This window comes from Salinicola lusitanus (assembly GCF_038648475.1).
GTDB lineage: Bacteria > Pseudomonadota > Gammaproteobacteria > Pseudomonadales > Halomonadaceae > Salinicola > Salinicola lusitanus.
Map to the genome: position 1 here is coordinate 2,534,705 of NZ_CP151919.1, position 24,364 is coordinate 2,559,068.

General features: G+C 63.5%; 22 protein-coding genes. 19 read left to right on the forward strand and 3 right to left on the reverse strand.

Annotated elements, in window-relative coordinates; translation table 11 throughout:
- Window positions 1–29 precede the first annotated feature (29 nt).
- Together AAGT95_RS11485 and AAGT95_RS11490 are read left to right on the forward strand one after the other, a co-directional pair.
- Window positions 30–968, forward strand: coding sequence for a LysR family transcriptional regulator (locus AAGT95_RS11485; RefSeq protein ID WP_110603019.1), 939 nt, complete (start codon window positions 30–32; stop codon window positions 966–968).
- A 119-nt stretch (window positions 969–1,087) separates the two neighbouring features.
- Window positions 1,088–1,453, forward strand: a complete 366-nt coding sequence (locus tag AAGT95_RS11490) for a hypothetical protein (protein WP_110603020.1) — start codon at window positions 1,088–1,090, stop codon at window positions 1,451–1,453.
- Window positions 1,454–1,571: 118 nt separating this feature from the next.
- On the opposite strand, the gene nudE is transcribed toward AAGT95_RS11490, so the two are convergent.
- Window positions 1,572–2,165 (reverse strand): ADP compounds hydrolase NudE, encoded by a 594-nt coding sequence (gene nudE, locus AAGT95_RS11495; RefSeq protein ID WP_110603021.1) that lies wholly within the window; start codon window positions 2,163–2,165, stop codon window positions 1,572–1,574.
- Window positions 2,166–2,304: 139 nt separating this feature from the next.
- On the opposite strand from nudE, the gene AAGT95_RS11500 reads away from it, so the two are divergent.
- The 8 genes from AAGT95_RS11500 to rsd all read left to right on the forward strand — a co-directional run bounded on the left by AAGT95_RS11500 (window position 2,305) and on the right by rsd (window position 11,836).
- Window positions 2,305–2,964 carry an HAD-IA family hydrolase gene (locus AAGT95_RS11500; RefSeq protein WP_342596529.1) on the forward strand — a complete coding sequence of 220 codons (660 nt, stop codon included), beginning with the start codon at window positions 2,305–2,307 and terminating at the stop codon, window positions 2,962–2,964.
- Window positions 2,965–3,011: 47 nt separating this feature from the next.
- Window positions 3,012–3,404 (forward strand): RNA-binding S4 domain-containing protein, encoded by a 393-nt coding sequence (locus tag AAGT95_RS11505; RefSeq protein ID WP_342593862.1) that lies wholly within the window; start codon window positions 3,012–3,014, stop codon window positions 3,402–3,404.
- Between the two features lie 83 nt (window positions 3,405–3,487).
- Window positions 3,488–4,360, forward strand: coding sequence for an Hsp33 family molecular chaperone HslO (hslO, locus tag AAGT95_RS11510; protein ID WP_110709564.1), 873 nt, complete (start codon window positions 3,488–3,490; stop codon window positions 4,358–4,360).
- A gap of 244 nt (window positions 4,361–4,604) precedes the next feature.
- Window positions 4,605–6,176 carry a phosphoenolpyruvate carboxykinase gene (locus tag AAGT95_RS11515; RefSeq protein WP_110603027.1) on the forward strand — a complete coding sequence of 524 codons (1,572 nt, stop codon included), beginning with the start codon at window positions 4,605–4,607 and terminating at the stop codon, window positions 6,174–6,176.
- A 178-nt stretch (window positions 6,177–6,354) separates the two neighbouring features.
- Window positions 6,355–8,709: a Tex family protein gene (locus AAGT95_RS11520; protein WP_342593863.1), complete on the forward strand. Its 2,355-nt coding sequence runs from the start codon at window positions 6,355–6,357 to the stop codon at window positions 8,707–8,709.
- Between the two features lie 224 nt (window positions 8,710–8,933).
- On the forward strand, window positions 8,934–10,505 hold the full coding sequence (gshA, locus tag AAGT95_RS11525) for a glutamate--cysteine ligase (RefSeq protein ID WP_240612472.1): 1,572 nt from the start codon (window positions 8,934–8,936) through the stop codon (window positions 10,503–10,505).
- A gap of 102 nt (window positions 10,506–10,607) precedes the next feature.
- The gene (locus AAGT95_RS11530) at window positions 10,608–11,162 is read left to right on the forward strand and encodes a disulfide bond formation protein B (protein ID WP_110603029.1); all 555 of its coding nucleotides are present in this window, start codon (window positions 10,608–10,610) and stop codon (window positions 11,160–11,162) included.
- Between the two features lie 158 nt (window positions 11,163–11,320).
- Window positions 11,321–11,836 carry a sigma D regulator gene (rsd, locus tag AAGT95_RS11535; RefSeq protein WP_342593864.1) on the forward strand — a complete coding sequence of 172 codons (516 nt, stop codon included), beginning with the start codon at window positions 11,321–11,323 and terminating at the stop codon, window positions 11,834–11,836.
- A gap of 92 nt (window positions 11,837–11,928) precedes the next feature.
- Here the strand turns inward: rsd and AAGT95_RS11540 are convergent, their stop codons facing one another.
- Window positions 11,929–12,597, reverse strand: coding sequence for an HAD family hydrolase (locus AAGT95_RS11540; protein WP_110603033.1), 669 nt, complete (start codon window positions 12,595–12,597; stop codon window positions 11,929–11,931).
- Between the two features lie 284 nt (window positions 12,598–12,881).
- Here AAGT95_RS11540 and AAGT95_RS11545 point away from each other — a divergent pair, with 284 nt between their 5' ends.
- Both AAGT95_RS11545 and ptsP read left to right on the forward strand, forming a co-directional pair.
- Window positions 12,882–13,382: an RNA pyrophosphohydrolase gene (locus AAGT95_RS11545; protein WP_110603111.1), complete on the forward strand. Its 501-nt coding sequence runs from the start codon at window positions 12,882–12,884 to the stop codon at window positions 13,380–13,382.
- Window positions 13,383–13,515: 133 nt separating this feature from the next.
- Window positions 13,516–15,777, forward strand: coding sequence for a phosphoenolpyruvate--protein phosphotransferase (gene ptsP, locus AAGT95_RS11550; RefSeq protein ID WP_110603034.1), 2,262 nt, complete (start codon window positions 13,516–13,518; stop codon window positions 15,775–15,777).
- Here the strand turns inward: ptsP and AAGT95_RS11555 are convergent.
- Window positions 15,774–16,541, reverse strand: coding sequence for an NRDE family protein (locus AAGT95_RS11555; protein ID WP_342593865.1), 768 nt, complete (start codon window positions 16,539–16,541; stop codon window positions 15,774–15,776). The two genes, ptsP and AAGT95_RS11555, sit on opposite strands and share 4 nt — an antisense overlap.
- 234 nt (window positions 16,542–16,775) lie before the next feature.
- Between AAGT95_RS11555 and AAGT95_RS11560 the strand changes: the two genes are divergently transcribed.
- The 7 genes from AAGT95_RS11560 to AAGT95_RS11590 all read left to right on the forward strand — a co-directional run bounded on the left by AAGT95_RS11560 (window position 16,776) and on the right by AAGT95_RS11590 (window position 24,040).
- A complete protein-coding gene (locus AAGT95_RS11560; protein ID WP_342588733.1) occupies window positions 16,776–17,567 on the forward strand; it encodes a sulfite exporter TauE/SafE family protein in 792 nt (263 codons plus the stop codon).
- A 188-nt stretch (window positions 17,568–17,755) separates the two neighbouring features.
- Entirely contained in the window at window positions 17,756–18,562 is an 807-nt protein-coding gene (lgt, locus tag AAGT95_RS11565; RefSeq protein WP_110603038.1) for a prolipoprotein diacylglyceryl transferase, read from the forward strand.
- A 110-nt stretch (window positions 18,563–18,672) separates the two neighbouring features.
- Window positions 18,673–19,467, forward strand: coding sequence for a thymidylate synthase (locus AAGT95_RS11570; RefSeq protein ID WP_110603039.1), 795 nt, complete (start codon window positions 18,673–18,675; stop codon window positions 19,465–19,467).
- Window positions 19,464–20,009 carry a dihydrofolate reductase gene (locus tag AAGT95_RS11575; protein WP_342593866.1) on the forward strand — a complete coding sequence of 182 codons (546 nt, stop codon included), beginning with the start codon at window positions 19,464–19,466 and terminating at the stop codon, window positions 20,007–20,009. Before AAGT95_RS11570 ends, AAGT95_RS11575 begins: the two co-directional genes overlap by 4 nt.
- A 103-nt stretch (window positions 20,010–20,112) precedes the next feature.
- Window positions 20,113–21,039: a ProQ/FINO family protein gene (locus AAGT95_RS11580; protein ID WP_342593867.1), complete on the forward strand. Its 927-nt coding sequence runs from the start codon at window positions 20,113–20,115 to the stop codon at window positions 21,037–21,039.
- Between the two features lie 413 nt (window positions 21,040–21,452).
- Window positions 21,453–22,598 (forward strand): porin, encoded by a 1,146-nt coding sequence (locus AAGT95_RS11585; RefSeq protein WP_110603043.1) that lies wholly within the window; start codon window positions 21,453–21,455, stop codon window positions 22,596–22,598.
- A gap of 329 nt (window positions 22,599–22,927) precedes the next feature.
- Window positions 22,928–24,040 (forward strand): extracellular solute-binding protein, encoded by a 1,113-nt coding sequence (locus AAGT95_RS11590; protein ID WP_110603045.1) that lies wholly within the window; start codon window positions 22,928–22,930, stop codon window positions 24,038–24,040.
- Window positions 24,041–24,364 lie beyond the last annotated feature (324 nt).

Sequence of the window (24,364 nt, forward strand, 5' to 3'; positions counted from 1 at the left end):
GGTCACGTCGTAAGCGAAAGGAGTCGTCGATGCCACCGACGTTGGAGACACTGATGTCGAGGCTGCGCTTGCGCCAGTTGCGGTTGCTGATGGCGCTGGATGAGTGCGGCTCGATTCACAAGGCTGCCGAGCAGGTGTCGATCTCCCAACCGGGGGCGACGCGGGCGCTCAACGAGATCGAGTCGACGCTGGGCGCGCCGCTGTTCCTGCGTAGCGCGAGAGGGCTCGAGGCCAATGATCTGGGGCGCTGCGTGGTGCGCTACGCGAGGCTGATCCAGACCGACGTGGCGCATCTGCGCGAGGAGATGATCGGCATTCAGCAGGGGCATGGGGGGCACTTGGCCGTCGGCGGTACCATGGGCGCCATCGCTGCGATCGTCGAGGCGATCGTCAAGGTGCGTGCCGAGCAGCCCTCGTTGTCATTGCAGGTGATCGAGGATACCAGCGAAGGGCTGCTGCGCCTGCTCGACCAGGGGCGAATCGACGTCGCCTTGTGTCGCTCCAGCTTCGGCAGGCGTCCCGCCGACTACCACTGTCACGGACATTTCCCCGAGCCGCTCTGGGTCGTTGCCAATCCCGGACATCCGTTGGTCGACGTCGAGGCGCCCGATTTCACCACGTTGGCCAGACAGGCCTGGATCGTCTACCCCGTCAGCATGCCGCGAATGCTGGAGCAGGAGTTCGTTGCCGCGGGGCTTTCGCAGCCGGTGCAGTCGATCGAGATTTCATCGACCTACGCGATCCTGGCCATGCTGGAGCAGGATGCGGGCGTCCTGGCGCTGCTGCCGGAGCGCATTGCTCGGGAGCAGGTGAGGCGGGGGCAGGTGGCGCGGATCCGCTATCGGCTCAGAACGCAAAATCCCGCGTTCGAGTTGCTCTGGCGCCGGGACAGGGAGTTGTCTCCCGCCGCGAGGAGATTCCTCGAATGCTATGACGGTGGCGTCGAGGGTGATGCCGATATTTGCTAACCGACGATTTTTTGTCTAGGTTTTGTATAGATTGTTGAGGCAAGCCTGGTGACGCAAACGGAAAAGAGAGATTCCGTTGGATCGGCGTCACACGTAAAGATGAATTAAGGAGGATTCACATGAAGACATTGAATGCAGCCATTTTCGCCGCGCTCATCGCACTTCCCACTGCCGGCGCGTTCGCCCAGGACGGGGCACCCAGCGTGAGCCCCGAGACCGGCTCCGCCAATACCCAGTCCGGCGGTGCGTCGCCGACGATGGCCGAGGGGGCGACCGCATCGGACAGCGCCGATAAGAAACTGCCGACCGAGAACAACCTGCCCGATGAAAACAACGGGCAGACCGGTTCCGCCAACACCCAGCCTGGCAGCATGAAAGTCGAAGGCGCCACCGCTCAGGACACGTCGGCAGCGCAGGGGCCGATGGCCGATGACATGGAAGGCAACCACGGCGTCGATTCCGCCCAGGACGTCAATCCCAACTGATCGGGTCGCAGCTCGCGATAGACGTTTCGCAAGACCGGCCCCGCCGTTCGATCGCCCCGCCTCGCGGGGCGATCGTCGTTTGCCACTCGCGTTTCTCAGGTGCCCGCCGATGTGGTCCTCACCACCAGCTCCCGGAAGTTTGCTCGCTGCGCAGTTTTTCACGTGCGATGAACAGCGCGGCAATGGCGCGCCCTTCGTGAAAATCATCCCGCGCCAGCAGTCCAGAGATATCGTCGATGGCATAGGTCTCCACGATCAGCGGCTCGGGCTCATCGCCCTCCAGGCGTTTTTCGTAGAGATCGCTGGCCAGCATTACCTGAATACGGTGGTTCATGTAGTTGGGTGCCAGCGACAGCTCTACCAGAGGCTCGATGCGATTGGCGCCATAGCCGCACTCTTCCATGAGCTCTCGATTGGCCGCGGTGATGATGTCTTCGCCGGGATCGACCAGCCCCTTGGGTAGCGTCAACGTGTACTCATCGAAGCCCGCCGCGTATTCCCGAATCAGCAACACATGATCGGGGTCGGGCATGGCGACCAGCATCACCGCGCCGCGACCCTTGCCCTTCAAGCGTTCGAAAGTCCGTTCGGCGCCGTTGGCGAAGCGCAGGTCGAGCGATTCGATGGCAAACAGTTCGCTCTGGGCAACGTTGCGCCGCGCGAGAAGCGTCGGCCTGGTCAAGACGGGCGGGGGGGAATCAGTCGGCGCCATGCGGCCTCCGTGCATCGGGCGGGTTGCACTGGGTACAATAATCGACGCTCGTCTCCGTGGGAAATGCCCCGATACCTCCTTGCGCTGGGAGGGGCGTGACATGAGACGATTTCCTTTACTGACGGCCGGGGTTTTTTCGATGATCGACTGGAGCGCCATCGACACCGTTTTTCTGGACATGGACGGTACGCTGCTCGATCTCCATTTCGACAGCCACTTCTGGCTCGAGCATCTGCCGCGCCGCTATGTCGAGCTGCATCGGCTCGACGACACTCATCGCACGGCACTGGAGTCGCGTATCCGCGATGCCAGAGGAACGCTGGATTGGTACAGCCTGGCCTACTGGAGTCGCGAGCTGTCGCTGGATATCGTCGCGCTCAAGCGCGAGGTCGCACATCTGATCGGATGGCGGGCCGATGCCCTGGCCTTCATGGAGTGGCTGAAGGCGTCGCCGCTGGATGTGGTCCTGGCGACCAATGCCGACCGTGAGAGCCTCGGTCTCAAGTTGCCGTTGACCGGGCTGGATCGCTATGTCGATCGGATCGTGTCATCAGCGGATGTGGGGGTTCCCAAGGAGCAACTGGCGTTCTGGTCGGCCATGCAGACGCTGCACCCCTTCGAGCCGGCACGCAGCCTGTTCATCGACGACAACGCCGACGTGCTCGAGAGTGCCCGGCGATACGGCATTCGCCATCTGCTGGGTATCCATCAACCGGACAGTCGCAAGGTCGGTAGCGCCCATCCGTCGTTCACCGTCGTCGAGCAATTTGCATCGCTGATGCCCGCGCGGCCGGGTTGAAGCGGGCACTGCCCACCCCCATCTAGCTCGGTCGAGGTAATTGATCCATGAGTGAAACGGTACGTATCGACAAGTGGCTATGGGCGGCGCGCTTCTTCAAGACGCGTCAACTGGCCAAGAAAGCGATCGAGGGCGGCAAGGTCCGTTACAACGGCAGCCGCGTCAAGACCAGCAGGAACGTCGAGGTCGGCGCGCTGATCGAGCTGCCGCAAGGCTGGGACAACGTGACCGTCGAGGTCGTGGCGCTCTCGGCCCAACGCCGCGGCGCCCCGGAGGCTCGAGAGCTCTACGCCGAGACGGCCGAGAGCCTCGATCGGCGGGAGCGGGAAGCGCATCAGCGCAAACTCGCCAATCAAGTGATGCAACCGCCGATCAAGCGGCCCGACAAACGCCAGCGTCGCGATATCCATCGATTCCAGCGCCAGCACACCGATGACTGACGCCCCACGCTCTTGACGTCGCCCACTACCTGCCCTCACCGGGCGATCCTGTGATTCGTCCGGTGCCCGACGAGATCCGATCCATGAACGATGAAATCCAACGCTTCCTGTTTGACGACACCAATGTGCGCGGCGAGATCGTGCAACTGGAAACCGCCTACGGGGAGGTGCTCGCCCGCCAGGACTATCCCGCGCCGATTCGCCACCAACTGGGCGAACTGCTGAGCGCCGTCGCCTTGCTGACCGAAACCGTCAAGCTCGATGGCACCGTCAGCCTGGAGGTGCGCGGCAAGCAGGGAGTCGACGTGCTGATGGCCGAATCCAATCCCGGCGGTCAACTGCGGGCCATCGCGCGGTACGACGAGAACCAGATCTTCGCCGACGATGCCTCGCTGCGGCAGCTGGTGGGCGACGGGCAGATCGTGATCACCCTCGATCCCGCCGAAGGCAATCGCTACCAGGGGATCGTGGCGCTGGAGCATGACCAGCTCGCCGGCTGCCTGGAAGCCTATTTCGCCCAGTCGGAACAGCTGGCGACGCGACTGTGGCTGAGCGCCGACGGGCAGCGCAGCGCTGGACTACTGCTTCAGCAACTGCCGGACGATGCGTCCAACCAGGATCCCGATGCCTGGGATCGGGTGGTTCATCTGGCGGCGACGATCACTGCCGACGAAATGCTGACGCTACCGGCGCAGGACGTGCTGTATCGCCTCTTCCACGAAGAGACCACGCGCGTCTTCGACCCCAAGGCGCTGGCGTTCGGCTGCACCTGCTCGCGGGAGCGCATTGCCAACGCGCTGCACACCTTCGGTGCCGACGAGCTGCGAAGCATTCTGAACGAGCAGAAAGCGGTCGATACGCAGTGCCATTTTTGTCATACGCAGTACCATTTTAGTGCGGCAGACATCGAGGCGATCATCGACTCCCCCGAGGCGCCATCGCCGACGCTTCACTAGGGAAGCCGCCACGCGCCGAGTGGAGCGGGTTGCTGGGGGATAAGCAGAGCTTTGATCAAAGCCGCATTGACACCGAGCGTCCAGCGTTTGCGCGCTGGGCGCTTTTTGCCATAATGGCGATCCTTTTTCGCCTGCCATGGCGCCGAGGTCGCCGGTCCCATCGAGAACGGTGTCGTCGGGGCGGCGGGTTCCCAACGCTGTGAAACGACACGAAAACAGAGGCCTTCGAGCCCAGGATTGGATAATGACCACCTCTCAAGCCATCTCCCAGGCTGCTGGCGCGAAAGCGCACACTCATTTGACCGCGGCCGAGCTGGTCGAATATGCCCTGGCGAGGGGCGAGGGCGTGCTGGCCGACAATGGCGCGCTGGTGGTGGAAACGGGCGAGCGCACCGGCCGGTCCACGCTGGACCGTTTCATCGTCGAGGAGCCCTCGACCTCGGATCTGATCGACTGGGGCCAGGTCAACCGAGCGATCGGGCCGGACGTGTTCGATGCGCTGTGGGAGCGGGTCGAGGATTATCTGGCGGGGGGAGAGACCTTCGTTTCCGAACTCCACGTCGGTGCCGATCCTGAATACTATCTGCCGATTCGCGTCATCACCCAGAAGGCGTGGCACAACCTTTATGCGCGCAATCTGTTCGTGCGTCCCGAAAACTGGAACACCAAGGACAAGAGCGAGTGGACGGTGCTGAGCGCACCTGACTTCGTCTGCGAGCCACAGCGCGATGGCACTCGCTCCGAAAGCACGGTGATGATCAACTTCGCCCGTCGCCGGGTACTGCTGGCCGGCATGCGCTATGCGGGCGAAATGAAGAAAGCGATGTTCTCGGTTCAGAACTTTCTGCTGCCGGAGAAGGACGTATTGCCGATGCACTGCAGTGCCAACGTCGGAGAGGATGGCGAAACCACGCTGTTCTTCGGCCTGTCAGGCACCGGCAAGACCACCCTGTCGGCGGACCCCGAGCGCTATCTGATCGGCGATGACGAGCATGGTTGGGGGGAGGGCACCGTCTTCAACTTCGAAGGGGGGTGCTACGCCAAGACCATCGACCTGTCGCGCAAGAACGAGCCGATCATCTGGGATGCCATCCGGTTCGGCACCGTGCTGGAAAACGTGGTTCTGACGGAAGGCCGTGTTCCCGATTACACCGATGACAGCCTGACCCAGAACGGCCGGGCGGGGTATCCGCTCGAGTTCGTCGCCAAACGGGTGGAAGAGAATCGCGCCGGCGAACCCAGCGCGATCATCTTCCTGACCTGCGACATGAGCGGGGTACTGCCACCGGTCTCTCTGCTCTCCAAGGAAGCGGCTGCCTATCACTTCCTCTCCGGCTACACGGCCAAGGTCGGGTCGACGGAGATGGGGTCCACCAGCGGCCTGGAGGCGACTTTCTCGACCTGTTTCGGGGCGCCTTTCTTTCCACGCCCGGCCCACGAATATGCCGAGCTGCTGATCAAGCGTATCGAAGCGTTCGAATCCCGGGTCTATCTGGTCAACACGGGTTGGAGCGGCGGCGCCTACGGTCAGGGTGGCAGCCGCTTCAGCATTCCCACCACCCGGGCGATCATCCGCGCCATTCAGGAGGGTGACCTGAAGGATGTCGAGACGCGCCATATCGAAGGGCTGAATCTGGATGTGCCGGTGGCGGTGGAGGGCGTCGATGCCAAGCTGCTCGACCCGCGCGATGCGTGGGAGGACCGGGAAGCCTATCGAGAGCAGATGAACGCGCTGATCGCCAAGTTCACCGACAACTTCACCAAGTTCGACGATATCGATTCGGCGATTCTGGCCGCTGGCCCGCAGCGGCTCTGACCGGCCCGTCGAAAGACGGTTTCCAGCCGCCAGTGTGGTCCCGGCCCACTCGGCATCGCATCAGGGGGATGGCCATCGGCCATCCCCTCTTCGTGTCCGGCGCCGCAACGCCCCGGAGAGTGAGCCCTGCGCGTCGCTGTGCTAACGTGGCGCGATCTTGTCCATCGTGATGATTTTCATGTCCAACACCCAATCCGCAATCATTGCGCTGATCGCCGACGAGCTCGGTGTTCGGCCCCCTCAGGTCCATGCCGCCGTCGAACTGCTGGATGGCGGCGCCACCGTCCCGTTCATCGCCCGCTACCGCAAGGAAGTCACCGGCGGGCTCGACGATGGCCAGCTCCGCACGCTGGAAGAGCGCCTGCGCTACCTGCGTGAAATGGAAGAGCGCCGCGAAGCGATTCTGCAGGCGGTCGAGGAGCAGGGGCAGATGAGCGAGGCGCTCCGGGCCGAGCTGCTGGCGGCGACCACCAAGCAGCGGCTGGAAGATCTCTATCTGCCTTATCGGAAGAAACGCCGGACCAAGGCCCAGATCGCCCGGGAAGCCGGGCTGGAGCCCTTGGCCGATCGGCTGCTGGCCGAGCCGCATCTGGATCCGGAGCGCGAGGCGGCGGCGTTCGTCGATAGTGCGACCGGCGCCAGCCATGGTATCGAGGACACCAAGGGCGCGCTGGACGGTGCCAAGCAGATCCTGATGGAGCGCTTCAGCGAAGAGGCCGAGCTGGTCGGACGGTTACGCGAGCGGCTATGGGAGGATGGCCAGCTTCGCGCCCGTCTGGTCAAGGGCAAGGAGGCGGAAGGTAGCAAGTTCTCGGATTATTTCGAGCACGACGAGGCGCTGGCCAAGACGCCTTCGCATCGGGCGCTGGCGATGTTCCGGGGTCGCAAGGAAGGGGTGCTGGCCCTTTCGCTGGTCATGGCCGGCGAGGACGATGCGCCCATTCACCCTGCCGAAGTGGCGATCGCCCGGCACGTCGGTATCGACCTGGGGGCCGAGCAGGCCGCTTCCCGATGGCTGAAGGAGGTGGTGCGCTGGACCTGGAAGGTGAAACTCTACACCCATCTGGAAACCGAGCTGATGGGTCGTCTGCGCGAGCGGGCCGAGCAGGAGGCGATCGATGTCTTTGCCGCCAACCTCAAGGACCTGCTGCTGGCGGCGCCGGCCGGCCCCCGCACCACGCTGGGACTCGACCCCGGCCAGCGCACCGGCTGCAAGGTCGCCGTCGTCGATGCCACCGGGCGTTTCCTGGAGCAGGCCGTCATCTATCCGCACGCGCCGCAGAAGCGCTGGGACGAGGCGCTGGCGACGCTGGCCGGGCTGGTCGAACGCCATGACGTGTCGCTGGTGGCGATCGGCAACGGTACCGCCAGCCGTGAAACCGACAAGCTGGCTGCCGAACTGGTCAAGCGCGTGGCGCCACGCCAGCTGACCAAGGTGATGGTGAGTGAAGCCGGCGCCTCGGTCTACTCGGCTTCGGAACTGGCGGCCAGGGAGTTTCCCGATCTCGATGTCTCGATTCGCGGGGCGGTGTCGATCGCCCGGCGCCTGCAGGACCCGCAGGCCGAGCTGGTCAAGATCGATCCCAAGTCGATCGGCGTCGGCCAGTATCAGCACGACGTCTCCCAGGTGAACCTGTCCCGGAGCCTCGAGACGGTGATCGAGGACTGCGTCAACGCGGTGGGGGTGGATCTCAACACCGCCTCCAGCGCGCTGCTCTCCCGGGTATCCGGCCTCAGCACCATGCTCGCCGACAACATCGTCGCGCGGCGTGACCGTGAGGGGCCGTTCCGTACCCGCCAGGAACTCCTCGGCGTCGACAGGCTCGGCCCCAAGACGTTCGAACAGTGTGCGGGGTTCCTGCGCATCATGGGCGGTACCAATCCGCTCGATGCCAGCGCGGTGCACCCGGAGGCCTATCCGCTGGTGGCGCGTATCGCCGAACGCAACGGGCGTGAACTGGCCGGGCTGATCGGAGACAGCCGCTATCTCAAGACGCTCAAGCCCTCTGACTACGTCGACGAGGCGTTCGGGGTGCCGACGGTCATCGATATCCTGGCTGAGCTCGACAAGCCCGGCCGCGACCCGCGTCCCGAGTTCAAGGCAGCGACCTTTCGTGAGGGCGTGGAGAAGATCGGCGACCTCGAGCCGGGCATGCTGCTGGAGGGCGTGGTCACCAACGTGACCCATTTCGGCGCCTTCATCGATATCGGCGTGCATCAGGATGGGCTGGTGCATATCTCCGCACTGGCCGACAAGTTCGTCGACGACCCGCGGCAAGTGGTCAAGGCCGGCGATATCGTCAAGGTCAAGGTGCTGGAGGTCGACGTGACGCGAAAGCGGATCGGTTTGACGATGCGACTCGGTGACGCACCCGGCGAGAGAACGGCTCCCGGCCAGCGTCGGTCGAGCGGCGGCAAGCCTGATGGCGCGGCACGGGGCCGTCAACCGCGGCAGGGCAGCGGTGACCGCCAATCCGCGCAGCCGGGGGGCGCGATGGCCGAGGCCTTGCTCAAGGCACAGCGACGACGCTAGGGGCTATTGACGTTTCACGCACGAGCGCGGATCTCGGGCCACGAAGTCGTTAGCCTTGAAAGCGCTATCGTCGGCTCCATAATGAGGTTTGGCTCGCGGCGGCTCCGGCGACAGCAATGGCGTCCGGAGCCGTCGACGCACGGACAAACGGGGGAGCAGAGCTCTTCCCACGAAATAAGGTGTTGAGCGTGTCTGATCAACTCGCCACGAACGTCGGCCAACTGATGGCGCCGGCCCAGAAGGGATTGCTTGGTCGTCTACGGCGGGGCGTCGAAAAGGAGGGGCTGCGTGTCGACTCGAAGGCCGCCATTGCGCAGACCCTCCATCCGCACTCGCTCGGCTCGAAGTTGACCCACCCCCACATCACGACCGACTACTCGGAAGCGCTGCTCGAGTACATCACTCCGGTCTACTGCCGTCCCGCCGATGCTCTCTCCTTCCTGGGCGACCTGGTCCGCTTCACCTACCGCCAGCTCGACGACGAGTGGCTGTGGCCGGCCAGCATGCCGGCGCGGCTCTCCGGCAACGACAGCGTGCCGATCGCCGACTACGGCACGTCCAACGTCGGTACCATGAAGCATGTCTATCGCAAGGGTCTGGATGTGCGTTACGGCCGCATCATGCAGTCGATCGCCGGCATCCACTACAACGTCTCGCTGCCGGACGACATCTGGCCGCTGCTGCAGGCACAGGAAGGCCGGCAGGGCGAATCGCTGCAGGGGTATCGCTCGGCGCGCTACTTCGACCTGATCCGTAATTTCCGCCGCAACAGCTGGCTGCTGCTCTATCTCTTCGGTGCGTCACCGGCGCTGGACCGCAGTTTCCTCGGCGAGGAGGACGGCGATAATCGCTGCGACAAGCTCGAGGCGATGGGCCGTGAGACGCGCTACGCGCGCTACGCGACCAGCCTGCGGATGTCCGATCTCGGCTACCAGAACAAGGTCCAGGAGCAGTTGAAGATCTGCTTCAATTCGCTCTCCAACTATGTCGGCACGCTTCGCCACGCGATCTCTGCCGAGTGGCCGGATTACCGTCGCATCGGGGTGGAGGTCGACGGCGAGTGGCGACAGCTCAGCGCCAACATCCTGCAGATCGAGAACGAGTATTACAGCGACATCCGCCCGAAACGGGTGGCGCGACACGACGAGACGCCCACGCAGGCGCTGGAGGCCCGCGGTGTCGAATACATCGAGGTGCGCTGTCTGGATTTGAATCCGTTCCTGCCGCTGGGAATCGACGAGCCGCAGATGCGGTTCATGGATACGTTCCTGCTCTGGTGCCTGCTCTCGGAAAGCCCCTGGATTCCGGACGAGGAGTGCGATCGGCTGGACGACAACCGCCGGCTGGTGGTCGAACGGGGACGCGATCCGGATCTGAAACTGCGAATCGGCGATCGTCACGTGCCGTTGCGGACTCGGGGGCACGAAATCGTCGAGGGGCTGCGCGAGGTTGCCGGGCTGCTCGACGCCATCGAAGGTGACAATCTTCACGCGGCCGCCATCGAGACGATCGCCCGGCGGCTGGACGACCCGGAACTCACCCCCTCGGCACAGATGCTGCGGGCGCTGGAGGCGCATGGTGGGGAGTGGGCCGACTTCATCGCCGACCTGGCCAAGGAGCAGGGGCATCACTGGCGGTCGACACCAATGGACGAGTCGCGCGCCGAACTCTTTTCCCAACTGGTCGAGACCTCGCATCAGCAGCAGCACGATATCGAGGCCGAGGACCGGGTATCGTTCGCTCGGTTCATCACCGATTATTTCCAGCGGGCGAGGGAACCTCGTTCGGCGGCGTGAGTCAGTGAATCGTTAACGTTCGGCGAGAGTCCTGCGGTCGGCTGTCGTGAAATGGAAGCAAGGCCAGTGCTGGACCGAATTGGCCCTCAGTGGAAATGAGATATGCAAATCAAGCGTTGGGTGGCCACAACCAGTATGCGTCAATGGTGCCTGCTGGGACTATTGATGTCCTGTTTCATGATGGCGGTCGCGCTCTACCTGCAGTACGGCGTTGGCCTCGAACCCTGCCCCTTGTGCATCTTCCAGCGCGTTGCGGTGATCTCGGCGGGTGTCATCTTCCTGATCGGGGCGATTCACAATCCCGCGAAATCCGGAGGCCTTGTCTATGCCCTGCTCGCGCTGGTTGCCGTGCTGGCCGGCATCGGCGTGGCGGGGCGGCATGTCTGGCTGCAGACCCTGCCACCGGATAGCGTGCCCAGCTGTGGGCCGGGCCTGGACTACATGATGGACATGCTGCCCTTGTGGGATGTCATGGCTCGTGTGCTCCACGGCTCCGGCGAGTGCGCGGCCGTCGAGGGGGCGCTGTGGGGCGTCACGCTGCCGCAGTGGACGCTGCTGGGTTTCGTCGTCATGGGCACGATTCCGGTGATGATGTTGATATCCCGATTGCGCTACAGTGGCAGGACGGGTCGCGAACCGGCAGCGCAGACCTCTTGAGAGAGCACCTCCCGGTTCGCACGGCAATACCGCCTGACGACGCTGCGGGATCTGACGACGGCGCCGCCGGCGTCGGCATCCGGGGCCTTGTCCGGTAACAGGTGATGCAGTAGCGCGGGTCGTGCTGAAACGTCAGCAGCCCCAGGAGGAGAGTGATCATGCTGGAAGACTGCAAGACGGCTCGGGAGCGGTGGGGCGGTGTGCACACGCTGATCGATCGATGGCTGGAGCAGCGCTACGACATGCTCGTGACACTGGTCGATCTCCGTGAGTTCTGCGATGCCGATCTCTCGGCGGTGCCCAAGGCGAGAATCGATACTTTCAGTGAAGCACTGATGGACTACATCAGTGCCGGCCACTTCGAGATCTATCCGCAGTTGCGGGAAGAAGCCAAGGCCTTCGATGACCGGGAAGCCTTGACGGTGGCCGACAAGCTCCTGGCCCGCGTCGATGCCTCGACCCAGCTGGTGCTCGATTTCGACAACGAGTACGCGACTCCATCGCGCTGTCAGCACTATATCGATCGGCTTCCCGGCTGGCTGGAAAAACTGGGCGCAACCATGACCGAACGTTTCGATCTCGAGGATCAGTTGATCGGCCGGCTGCACGCGGTGCACGCCCCCTCGTCGGAAGTGGCAACGCCCCCCGATGGTCAATCGCTGCGAACGGAGTGAGTGCCCTCTTCCTGCGCCGCCATCCGCTCGTCTCGTTTCCCTGACGCCCTGGCTCTCGCCAGAGCGTCGCAATCTGCTCTGCCCTCGGACAGCTATGCCGATGGCGTTCGCAAGGAGAGCACGCGCCAGCCGCGCTCGCGAGCCAATTTCTCGAGTTCTTCGTCGGGGTCGACGGCCACCGGCGTGGCGACCTCCTCGAGCAGGTAGCGATCATTGATCGAATCGCTGTAGAACCAGGCATCGTCCAGCGTCAGGGTGGGGTTCTGCTCCAGCCATTGCCTGACTCGCGTGACCTTGCCCTCGCGATAGCTGGGGACACCTTCCACGCGCCCGGTGTAGCGCCCGTTCTCCCGCTCCGCCTCGATCGCGATGAGATCGTCGACACCGAGCCGTGAAGCGATGGGGCCGGTGATGAAGCGGTTGGTGGCGGTCACGATCAGCAGGAAATCGCCGCGCTGGCGGTGCCACGCCAGCAGCTCCTCGCCCCGGGGCAGAACGTGAGGCTCGATCTTGCAGGCCATGAACTGCTGGTGCCAGGCATTGAGCTGCTCTTCGCTGTGCTCGGCCAGCGGCTTCAGCGCCATCGAGAGGTAGGCCATGATGTCCAGCTCGCCCGCCCGATAGTCGCGGAGATACTGGTCGTTGGCACGCCGGTAGGCTTCGCCATCCACCGCGCCCTGTTCCACCAGGAATTCGCCCCAGGCGTGGTCGCTGTCACAGCTCAGCAGGGTGTTGTCGAGATCGAAGATGGCCAGACTCAAGGTTGGCTCCTGTCTTTGCGGGTGTCGTTGGGGCAACAGCGTTGCCGTTCGGATCGTGAGCGCGAGCGGTCGGCAGTATCGCAAACTCCCGCCGTTTTGCCCACGATGACGCCCTTGGCGGTTGCCGGGCAATGATTTCCTGTCGCCAAGGACGTGGCTGCAAGCGCTGGTGTCGTGGCACGCTGATGTCGAGGTTTTATCGCTGGTTGGCCTAAGGCGTATTGATGCCCTTTCTCGCTTTGTGGAAGAATGATCCCAACGACGATTGAGCTAAGGTGAACGCTGTGATAGACGCCGATGGCTTTCGGCCGAACGTTGGCATCATCATCGCCAACTGTGAGGGCCAACTGCTTTGGGCGCGTCGGGCGGGTCAGGAGGCGTGGCAGTTCCCGCAGGGAGGGATCAAGGCATGCGAGACGCCAGATCAGGCGCTCTTCCGGGAACTCGAGGAGGAAATCGGGCTGACGTCCAACGATGTCGATGTGGTCGCCTGTACGCGAGGCTGGCTGCGCTACCGTCTCCCCCGACGCATGGTCCGAACGCATTCGAAACCGCTCTGCATCGGCCAGAAGCAGAAGTGGTTTCTACTGAAAATTCGCTGTCACGACAGTCAGGTCTGCGTCGACAGCACGCCCAAGCCTGAATTCGATGGCTGGCGCTGGGTGAGTTACTGGTATCCTCTGGGACAGGTCGTCTCCTTCAAGCGCGAAGTCTACCGGCGCGCGCTGCGGGAGTTGGCGCCCGAATTCCATCGGTTGTCCCTGGAGGAAATGGCCAGGCTCTAAGGTAGGCAGCACGATTCATGACGGAATGACTCCATCGCTGATGGCGACGCTCGCTGCAAGCGCGTCCGGGGATGGCGTCATACCGGCCCACCGATGCCAAGACGAGGATCTCCTCGCCCACAAGAAAAGGCCCATGCTCGATACCCTTCGCCGCATCGTTCAGGAAGTCAATGGCGCTCGTAGCCTGGATGCCGCGCTGGCAACCATGGTGCGCCGAATCCGCAAGGCGATGCGCACCGACGTCTGCTCCATCTATCTGTTCGATCGCGAGCGCGATCGCCTGGTGCTGATGGATACGATCGGCCTGCGGACGCAGGCCGTGGGGGTCGTGACACTGCGTCTGGGGGAGGGGCTGGTCGGGCTCGTCGGGCAGCGTGAAGAGGCGCTGAATCTGGAAGACGCGCCATCCCATCCGCAATTCCGCTATTTTGCGGAGACGGGGGAGGAGCGCTTCTCGAGCTTTCTCGGCGTGCCGATCATTCACCAGCGTCGAATGCTTGGGGTTCTGGTCGTCCAGCAGCAGGAGAAGCGCCGTTTCGACGAGGGTGACGAGGCGTTTCTGGTCACGATGGCGGCGCAACTGGCGGGTGTTCTGGCCCATGCGCTGGTGTCGGGCACGCTCAGTCGTCCCACGGGCCCGGACGGGCAGGCGATGTTCTCGGGCGTGGCGGCTTCGCCGGGGATGGCGATCGGCGAGATCGTGGTGGTCGCCCCGCCTGCCGATCTGGATAGCGTGCCGGACCTGATCCCGACCGACCCGGATGCCGAAGTGGTCCGTCTCCATGCCGCGCTGGCCCATGTCCGCGAGGATATCCGTAAGGCGGGCGCCCGCCTGGCCAGCCGTATCTCCACCCAGGAACTCGCACTCTTCGACGTCTATCAGCAGATGCTGGGAGACGCGGCGCTGGGCAACGAGGTGGAGAAGCGGATCCGGGAGGGCCAGTGGGCGCCGGGTGCGCTGGCCGATGTGGTGCGTCGGCACACGCAGTATCTGGAACGAGTCGACGACGGTTATCTGCGCGAACGGGCAGCGGATATCCGGGACCTGGGCCGTCGGGTGCTGGCCCACCTGCAGGAGGGCAACGAGCGCACGCCCTCGACCTATCCCGACAACGCCATTCTGGTCGGCGACGAGATCAGCGCGGCAACGCTGGGCGAACTACCCAGGAAACGTCTGGCGGCGCTGGTCTCGATTCGGGGGTCCAGCAATTCCCATGTCGCCATCCTGGCCAGAGCCATGGGCATCCCCACGGTGCTGGGGATGGTCGACCTGCCGCTGCCCAGGATCAACGGAGCCAAGGCGATCCTCGATGGCCACCGGGGACGGCTCTTCGTGCGACCCGAGCCCCAGCTGGCCAAGCGCTACGAACGCCTGATCAAGGAAGAGCGAGCCTTGGCGGAGGTGCTCGAGCACGAGCAGCATCTGCCCAGCGAGACCTCCGACGGACACCCCATGCCGCTGCTGGTCAATACCGGGCTGGCGGTGGATGCCGTTGCCCAGCTCAAGCCACGTGTCAGCGGGGTGGGGCTCTATCGAACGGAAGTTCCGTTCATGATGAACGAGCGCTTCCCCAGCGAGCAGGAGCAGACCCGGCTCTATCACGAGCAACTGGCCAGCTTCGCCCCTCTGCCGGTGGTCATGCGCACGCTCGACATCGGCGGCGACAAGGATCTGCCCTATTTCCCGATCAACGAGGCCAATCCGTTTCTCGGCTGGCGCGGCATTCGCGTCACGTTGGATCATCCGGAAGTGCTGATGGTGCAGATGCGAGCGATGTTGATGGCGTCGCGAGAGCTGGACAATCTGCGCATCCTGCTGCCGATGATTACCAGCGTGGACGAGGTCGATACCGCGCTACGCCTGCTGGCGCGCGCGCGTGAAGAGCTTGCCGAGGAGGGGATCGAGGTCGCGTCGCCCAAGGTTGGCGTCATGATCGAGGTGCCCGCGACACTCTACCAACTGCCAGCCCTGGCGGAGCGGGTCGACTTCTTCTCGGTGGGAAGCAACGACCTGACCCAGTACCTGCTCGCGGTGGATCGCAACAACGCCCGCGTGTCCGGGCTCTACGATGCCTGCCATCCGGCGGTGCTCAACGCCCTCTCGCGCCTTGCCCAGGAGAGCCGGCAACTCGCCGTGCCCGCTTCCGTCTGCGGTGAGCTTGCCGGTGATCCCGCCGGTGCATTGCTGCTGATGGGCATGGGGTTCGATGCGTTGTCGATGAATGCGCCCAGCCTGCCACGGGTGCGAGCCGCGATCCGGCGGGTCGGCATCGGCGACGCTCGCGCGCTGGTGGCGGAAACGCTGTCGTTGCCGACCACGGCAGTGGTGAGGGCACACCTGCGTCAGCGGCTGACGGACTGGCAGATCGGCCATCTGCTGCCACCCCAGGACTAGCCCGTCGGCGGTGTCGTCAGCCGTGTCAGGTCGCCGGCCGGGATGCCGTTCGCCGCGAATCGCTGCTCCTCCAGCGTCGTTGCCGTCGCCGAGACCGCGACCAGGGTCGTGGCTCGTGTCCCGTAATCCTGCCCCACGATGAAAGCAGCCGAGAGCACGCGCTCCAGGTCCCGGCCAACCCCGGTGTGGGGGAGTTCGGCGGGCGGAGCCTGGCGCGTGTCGGCCATGGCCGAGCGCATGCCGACCCGCCAATCCGGCGTCGTCAGCGCCCGTCGCAGCGCGTCTCGTGCCTGAACGACCTTGGGCCAGGGCGTATCGAGGCTGGCATTGGACAAGCCGTGCAGGCCGGGGGGTACGAGCTGGAGACGAGTGTCCTGACGACTGTGATGCAGCGTCCACAGCTGCATCTCCGACATCACCAGCAGGTTGAACCCCGCGTAGGCCTTGGCGCCACCCGCTGCCAGCGTGTCCAGCCAGGTGGCCAGATCGTCGACCTCGAGAGCTCGACGCACGAGCTCGCCGCGACTGGGGCCGGCGGCTGGCGGGGAACTCCGCCCCTCCCTGACGTTGGTCAGGGCGGCTACCCTCGTGGGTGTCGCCGCCAGCCAGGTTCCCCCTCCCACCAGGTCACGACCGCCGGTCAGGTCGCTGTCGGGCCAGCGATGCAGCGCGTCGGCCGGGCGGGCGTGAAATTCGTCGCGATTGGCGGCGAGACGCAATCTCGTCGCGGCCTGGGGCTGCCAATCGAACACGATCAAGCACATGCGGCGACCTCCAGCGGGGGGTGGGCGTAGGAGTGAGCGGTCGGGGTCCGCCATGACACGGCCCCGTCGGCAGCGTACCATAAGCGCGCTAGCGACCCGGGCGAGCTTTCCGCCGTTGCCTCGCGCTCTACAGGACCGTCACATGCTCATTGTCCCACTCTCCACCACCGCCACACCGGCGGCAGGGCCTGCTTTCCTTCCCTTTCCTCCATTCGTCAGGTGGGGAGGCACCCGATGCTGACGGCTATTGCGATCTATCTGCTGGTTGGCGCCGCGGCGGGCTTGATGGCGGGCGTGTTCGGGATCGGCGGGGGTATCGTCATCGTTCCTGCGCTGGTATTCACCTTTCTCGCCCAGGGTTTCGATCCGGCGGTGGTCGCCCATCTCGCCGTCGGAACCTCGCTGGCGACCATCGTGGTCACCGGCGCCTCCTCGGCCTGGGGACACTGGCGCCGGGGTGGCGTGCGTCAGGACTGGCTGCGGTTGATGATGCCGGGGTTGCTGGTTGGCGGGATTCTCGGCGTACTGCTGGCCTCGGTACTGCCCGGTCATGCGCTGACGCGCCTGTTCGGGATCTTCGCGGTCGTGATGGCGCTGAAAATGCTGTTGACTCGCCCGCCCGCGACCCTGGGGCGGGAACCGCGGCGCTGGCCGATGGCCGTGGCCGGGGCCACGATCGGCGGCGTCTCGACGCTGTTCGGCGTTGGCGGCGGGGTAATGTCGGTGCCGTGGCTGTCGCGTTTCACCAGCCGCATGACGGAGGCGGTGGGTACCTCCTCGGCCATCGGCCTGCCAATCGCACTGATCGGTACCGCGACCAATGTCGTCGTGGGCTGGGGCGAGATGACCCTGCCGGCGGGGGCGACCGGCTATGTGATGTGGCCAGCGTTCCTTGGCTTGATGGTGACCAGCGTTCCGATGGCTCGAGTCGGCGTCAAGGTGGCCCATGCATTGCCTGCCAGGACGCTGCGACGTATCTTTGCCCTCCTGCTGATCGTGGTAGGGATTAAGCTGATGATCGGCTAAGGAAACACGGTACGACTGTCTGCCCGGGTGAAGTGGCTCATTGACGCGATGCTGGCGCGCGCCCGGTCAGAGACCCTGATATGTCGATCCTGCGCTCCGTGCGCCTTGCGACGGAGTGCCGCCCACTTCATCCTGCTCGTCAATGGATTCGGCGTTTCCCCTAACTCTTTCCTGGCCAAGGAGAATGCATGCTGGCTTATCCCGAGATCGACCCGATCGCCGTTTCGTTGGGCCCGCTCAAGGTACACTGGTACGGGCTGATGTATGTCGTCGGCTTCGTAGGGGCCTGGTGGCTGGGGCGTCTGCGTGCCGATCGCCTGGGGCTCAAGCGCGACGACATCGGTGACATGCTGTTCTACGGGGCGCTGGGAGTCGTGCTCGGCGGCCGTATCGGCTACGCGCTGTTCTATGGTCTCGACCGATTCGTGGATAACCCGTTGTGGATATTCCAGGTCTGGGACGGCGGCATGAGTTTCCATGGCGGGCTGCTGGGGGTGCTGCTGGCGGCATTGCTGTTCGCGCGCAAGCACGGTCTGGCGTTCTTCCAGCTCACGGACTTCATCGCACCGCTGGTGCCGATTGGCCTGGGGGCCGGTCGTATCGGGAATTTCATCAATCACGAATTGCCGGGGCGCGTGACGGATGTCCCCTGGGCACTGGTCTTCCCCGGCATGGGCGGCCAGGGACGCCATCCCTCGTCGCTCTACCAGTTCTTCCTCGAGGGTGTCGTCATGTTCGTCGTGCTGTGGATGGCCTCCCTGACCCCGCGACGGCGCGGCTTCATCTCGGGGCTATTTCTGGTCTGCTATGGCGCGTTTCGGTTTCTCTCGGAGTTCTTCCGTCGGCCCGATCCGCAATTGGGATTCATCGCCTTCGACTGGCTGACCATGGGGCAACTGCTGTCTCTGCCGATGGTCGTTGCGGGTATCGCGTTGATTGCCTGGTCGCGTCACAATGCGGTGGATGACGCTCGTCAGGGGCAGCCCGCGGCCTGAACGGGCGACGTCGAGTGACTGGCCGCTCGGACTCCGGCGGCCTCGAAATGGAAAGTGTTTCGACGGGTTCGTCGCACGCGATGAGCCCGTCACTGGAAAGGAGCGTGCCCATGCGGCCTTATCTCGACTTGATGCAGCGCGTGCTGGATAGCGGCGTCGAAAAAGCCGATCGGACCGGCGTCGGTACGCTTAGTGTCTTCGGTCATCAGATGCGCTTCGACCTGGCCGAGGGTTTTCCTCTGGTCACCACCAAGAAGCTGCATCTGCGTTCGATCATTCATGAGCTGCTGTGGTTTCTCCGTGGCGATACCAATGTTGCCTATCTCCACGAACACAACGTCTCGATCTGGGACGAGTGGGCGGATGCCAATGGCGATCTCGGTCCCGTCTACGGCTACCAGTGGCGAAGCTGGCCGACGCCCGACGGCGGTCATATCGACCAGATCGCCAGACTGGTCGAGCAGATACGCCGCAACCCGGACTCCCGCCGGCATATCGTCTCGGCATGGAACCCCGCCCTGGTCGACGAGATGGCGCTGCCGCCTTGCCATGCGCTGTTCCAGTTCTACGTCGCCAATGGCAAGTTGTCCTGCCAGCTCTATCAACGCAGTGCCGATATCTTTCTGGGTGTGCCGTTCAACATCGCCAGCTATGCGCTGCTGACTCATATGGTTGCTCAGGTCTGCGGGCTCGCGCCCGGCGAGTTCGTGCATACCCTGGGCGACGCCCACCTCTATCTCAATCATCTCGATCAGGCCCGGCTGCAGCTTTCGCGTGAACCGCTGGCGTTGCCGACCCTGAAGCTCAACCCGGCGATCGACGACCTGTTCGCTTTCCGCTTCGAGGATATCGCCATCGAGGGATACGAGTCCCACGCTTCCATCAAGGCGCCCATTGCCGTATGAGTGACGTGACATCGACCGTGAAGCCGGAAACGCCGATCACCCTGATTGCGGCACTGTCCCGCAATCGCGTCATCGGCGTGAACAATCGGTTGCCCTGGTACCTGCCGGAGGACCTCAAGCGATTCAAGGCGCTGACGCTGGGCAAGCCCCTGGTCATGGGGCGCAAGACGTTCGAGTCGATTGGTCGGCCGCTGCCCGGGCGTTTGAATATCGTGATCACGCGCGACCGCCATTATCGTCGGGAGGGGACAAGAGTGTGTCACTCTCTGGACGAGGCGCTGCAACTTGCCGATCATCAAGCGGTGATCGACGACGCGGCCGAAATCGTGGTGATGGGTGGCGGGGAGATCTACCGGCAGGCGCTGCCCTTCGCCGACAGCCTCCAGCTTACCGAGGTGGATGTCGAGATCGAGGGGGATGCATTCTTCCCCGACTTCCGGAGTGACGAGTGGCAGGAGGTCGAGCGTTCGGTGATGTCGCCGCAGCCAGGTCAGCCGGATTATGCTTTCGTCCAATACCACCGGGTGGCCAGTTCTGGCTGAGTCTCGGCAGGGCGTTGCAGCCAAGAGGGATCGCGTGCCAGTCGTCAGGATGAGCGACGGCATGTCCCGACGTTGATTGAGAGGACTTGAGAGGAGTTGTGCCGTGTTGACGGATCGAACACAGGCGCTCCTGGCTGCCATCGAGCACCAGGTCGAAGCGGGTCAGGCCGCTTTGGAAGCCGAGAAAGAGCGGTGCAAGGCCTTGGAGGCCGAGAATCGAGCCCTCAAGGAGCGTCTACTCGCATTGGCCGAACTGGACCCGATGGTGGTCAAGGGCCAGGATCACAGCGAGGACCCCGATGGCGGCACGCGTGCACGCGGCCTGGGCAATCTGGCATTTCGACGACCTCGGCCAAAACCGGATGGCGACGCCGGTACCGGAACGGCCCGTCACGGCCAGGTCTCTCCGCTGCAGCGCCTGACCTCTTCCCCCGCTCATGACAAGGGGGGCTCCGAGATCGCTCGGCCGCTGGCAGTCGAGCGCACCGAGCCGGAGCGCTCCGCGCCCCCGGAGGGGGAGGCCGACTCTTCATCCACTCGAACCCGTCCCGAGGTCCCTACCGACACCTCCACGCCCGTAGCGCCGTCCACCGCTGGCGAGTCGCCTCCCCAGAGTTCACTGGCGTTCGGCGCCGAGCATGAAGTGCCGTCGCCGCAGGCGTTGCTCGCCCAGTGGTACAAGCGCTATCCCAGGACCTTCTTCAAGGGGCATACGCGGCCGCTGAAGACTGGTATTCATCTCGATCTGTGCGAGCTAGAACCCTGGCCCGAGAAGCTGGTTCGTCGGGCGTTGGCCTGCTACGTGCATCTGCCGCGCTACCTGAAATCGGTTCGTGAAGGCGCGAAACGCGTGGATCTGGTGGGAGAGGATAGCGAGGTGGTGACCGCCGAGGAGGCCAAGCACGCCAAGCGTCAGTTGGAAGCGTTACAGAAGAAGCAGAAAGCTCGCGAGACACAGGAGCGATCGGCAAAGCTGGATCGCAAGATCGGGGCGTTGCTGGCCAAGCATGGCCAGTCCCCGCAGGATTGACGAGTCGGGGCGAGCCCAGTTCGTGCCGCCTTGAACTTTGGTATCGAAAGACAGGTAAGAGGGGCCGGGGGAAGAATATTCGTGCCCGATTCCTTGCCTGGAGGGGCGTGTCATGAGAGTGTCATGCCCCGTGGCTAGGCTGCCGGCAGCCGGTTTGTGCCGTCGACGCCATGAATCCCGGTTGCGACGAGAAGCGCAACCGGTGAGAAAAGCAGGGAACGAAAACAGTGTTTTTTTCTTGTTGCGTTCCTCCAACGTCCGGTATAAGGTTTCCGGGCGAGCATTGGACAATAACAAGGCTTCTAAGTTCCGCAGCCGTCATTCGTTCGCGTGACGAAGCTGGTTGAAGGTGCTGAAGCCGACTGCATCTGCAGACACGATCGAACAGTAAGCTAGTTAAGGAACCTATCGCGATGAAAAAGACGCTCTTAGCGACTGCTATTGCTGGTGCCCTGGGCGCCTCCGCCGCTGCCCAGGCAGCGACTGTCTACAACCAGGACGGCACGCAGCTCGACATCTACGGCAACATCCAGATCGCCTACAAGTCCATCGAGACTGGTAGCTATGAAGGTGGTCGCATCACTGGCGCCGACTCCGAAGACGAGCTGTTCGACAACGGCTCGACCGTCGGTTTCTCCGGTCAGCACATCATCAACCCGGGCCTGACCGGTTACTTCAAGGCCGAGTTCGAGCACAATGCCGACGAAGAGAAGATCGGCAACGGTCTTGGCAACGGCGACCAGGCCTACCTGGGTCTGAAAGGCAACTTCGGTGACGCACGCCTGGGTTCCTGGGATCCGCTGATCGACGACTGGGTCCAGGATCCGATCTCCAACAACGAATACTTCGACAACACCGACTCCACTCGTGATCTGGGCGGCCTCTACGGTTACAACACCGCAGAGAATGTCGATCGTGAAGGCGACAAGTTCCAGTACATGTCTCCGGTCTGGGCTGGCCTGCAGTTCGCCATCGGTACGCAGTACAAAGGCGATGCTGAAGATGACTTCGACGTTGCTGGTTACACCAACAACAACGGCTCGAACGCCTCCTTCTTCGGTGGTCTGAAGTACGCCGTTGGCGCGTTCTCCGTCGCGGCTGTCTACGATGACCTGAACAACTACAAGCTGCAGAACGACGCTACTGGCGAGTATTCCGAAGCCAAGGCGTACGGCTTGACTGCTCAGTACACCATCGACACCCTGCGTCTGGCAGCCAAGGTCGAAAACACCGACATGAAGGTCGACGGCGAAGACGGCGACATCATGCGTTACGCTATCGGCGCTCGCTACGGCTACGCGCTGTCCGACAACTTCGCTGGTGACCTCTACGGTTCTTACCAGTACGTCGATGCCGACAAAGAAGTTGCTCTGGCCACCAACCGCGGTGCGATCAACTCCAGCGGCGACTACGCTGGCGATGATCACTTCAACGAGTTCATCCTCGGCGCGACTTACAACATCTCTCCGGCGATGTACACCTTCGTCGAAGGCGCGATGTACGGTCGTAGCCACGATGTCGGCGACGGTGTTGCCGTCGGTGCTGTCTACAGCTTCTAAGCTGACCCCGATGTGTGCGGTGACCGTCTGACGTCGCTGCGCTATCGAACGAAGCCGGCCCCTCCTGGGGGCCGGCTTTTTTTATGCTCGATCGCGACGGGCCGCGAGCGCCGCCTATCCGGTCGGCGAGCGCCATTCACCGCTTTCCGCTACCGGTTCTCCTTCGTCTAGATGTCATTAGGATGACAGGCTGGTAATCTCTTGTTGAGTGGACGTTCAAAAACCATCGAGCGTCACGCCGTCGTAACAGGTCTGTCGTATAACAACGTTTTCCACGCCTCTTCATGACGAAGCCGGGAAGTGGATCGACAAACAACAGGAGACCTTCGATGACCCTTTCCCGTCGTCGTTTCTTGCAGGGTGCCGCGGCTGTCGGCGCCGCCGCTTCGGTACCGTTCTACATCAATCGTGCCGTGGCCCAGGATCAGGTTCTGCGCATCTACGCCTGGGCCGGTTACTTCACCGACGAGATGCTGTCGGATTTCACCGCCAAGACCGGTATCAAGGCGACCTTCACGCCTTATGGCACTAACGATGAACTGATGAACTCGCTGCGGGCCACCGACGGCTCTGGCTTCGACGTCATCATGCCGACGGTGGATCGGGTGCCCGGTTATCTGGATTATCAGTTGATCCAGCCGCTGGATACGTCGCGTATTCACTGGGACGGCTGCCTGGATACCGCCATGAAGGGGTCGGAAGTCGGTGGCGTGATCGATGACAAGCGCTACTTCGCGCCTTCCGACTGGGGCACCGAGGCGATCGCCTATAACACCCGCTATACCGACATCGACCGTTCCAAGCTCAGCTACGGAGATCTCTGGAATCCCGACATCGGCGAGGGGGTCACGGTCCGTGCGCACTCGGCGCTGATCGGCATCGGCCTGTGGCTCGAATCCCAGGGCAAGCTGCCGCGCCCGTTGCTGGATTCGTTCAAGACCGAAGAGGCGATGCGCGCCAACTTCGACGTCATCCTGGCCGAAGCCGTCAAGCACAAGGACATGGTGATCCAGTTCTGGTCCACCGAGAACGAGGCCCAGGGCGCGTTCCGCACCAATGGCGCCCTGATTGGCCAGACCTGGGACAGCACCGCGTTTCGACTCCAGGGCGAGGGCGAGCCCATCGCCTATGGGGCGCCCAAGGAAGGGGCGCTTGCCTGGATGGAAGGTTTCGTCATTCCCCAGAACGCGCAAAATGTCGACGCAGTCTACGAACTGATCAACTGGTATTACACTCCGGAAGCGGGGGCGATGTTCGTCAAGTCCACGGGCTACAACTCGACCGCCGTCGGCGCCGAGGAGCTGTTGCCGGAAGCGACGCGTCAATTCTTCAAGGATTCCTACACGCAACAGGATCTGGACAACCTGTGGTGGTGGCCGGTGCAGGACCCCTGGTACGTCGCGTTGCGTAACGAGTATCAGGATCGATACCTGTCGGCGTGAGCGTCGTTTTTGGCAAGCCCCGTGCTGGCGGGCACGGGGCTTGCCGCAATTCGGCGGTTTCCCGGCTCGGTTATTACGCCAAGCTCTGTCTGAAAAGTCGACGAGCAAAGGCCAGACAAGGCAAAAATCGATGAAAGAGCGCAGTTTACGCGGTGTAAATGAGCATCTTGAGCCGATTTTTAACGCCGTATGGGCGAGCGCAGGCAGTTTTCAGACAGTGCCTAGGCCCGTTCCCGACGTGCCAACGCACTACCCACATCCCTGTGGGTCGCACGGTAAAAATCGGCGAAAAACGGACCGCGCCGACGTCCCGGTCTACACGGG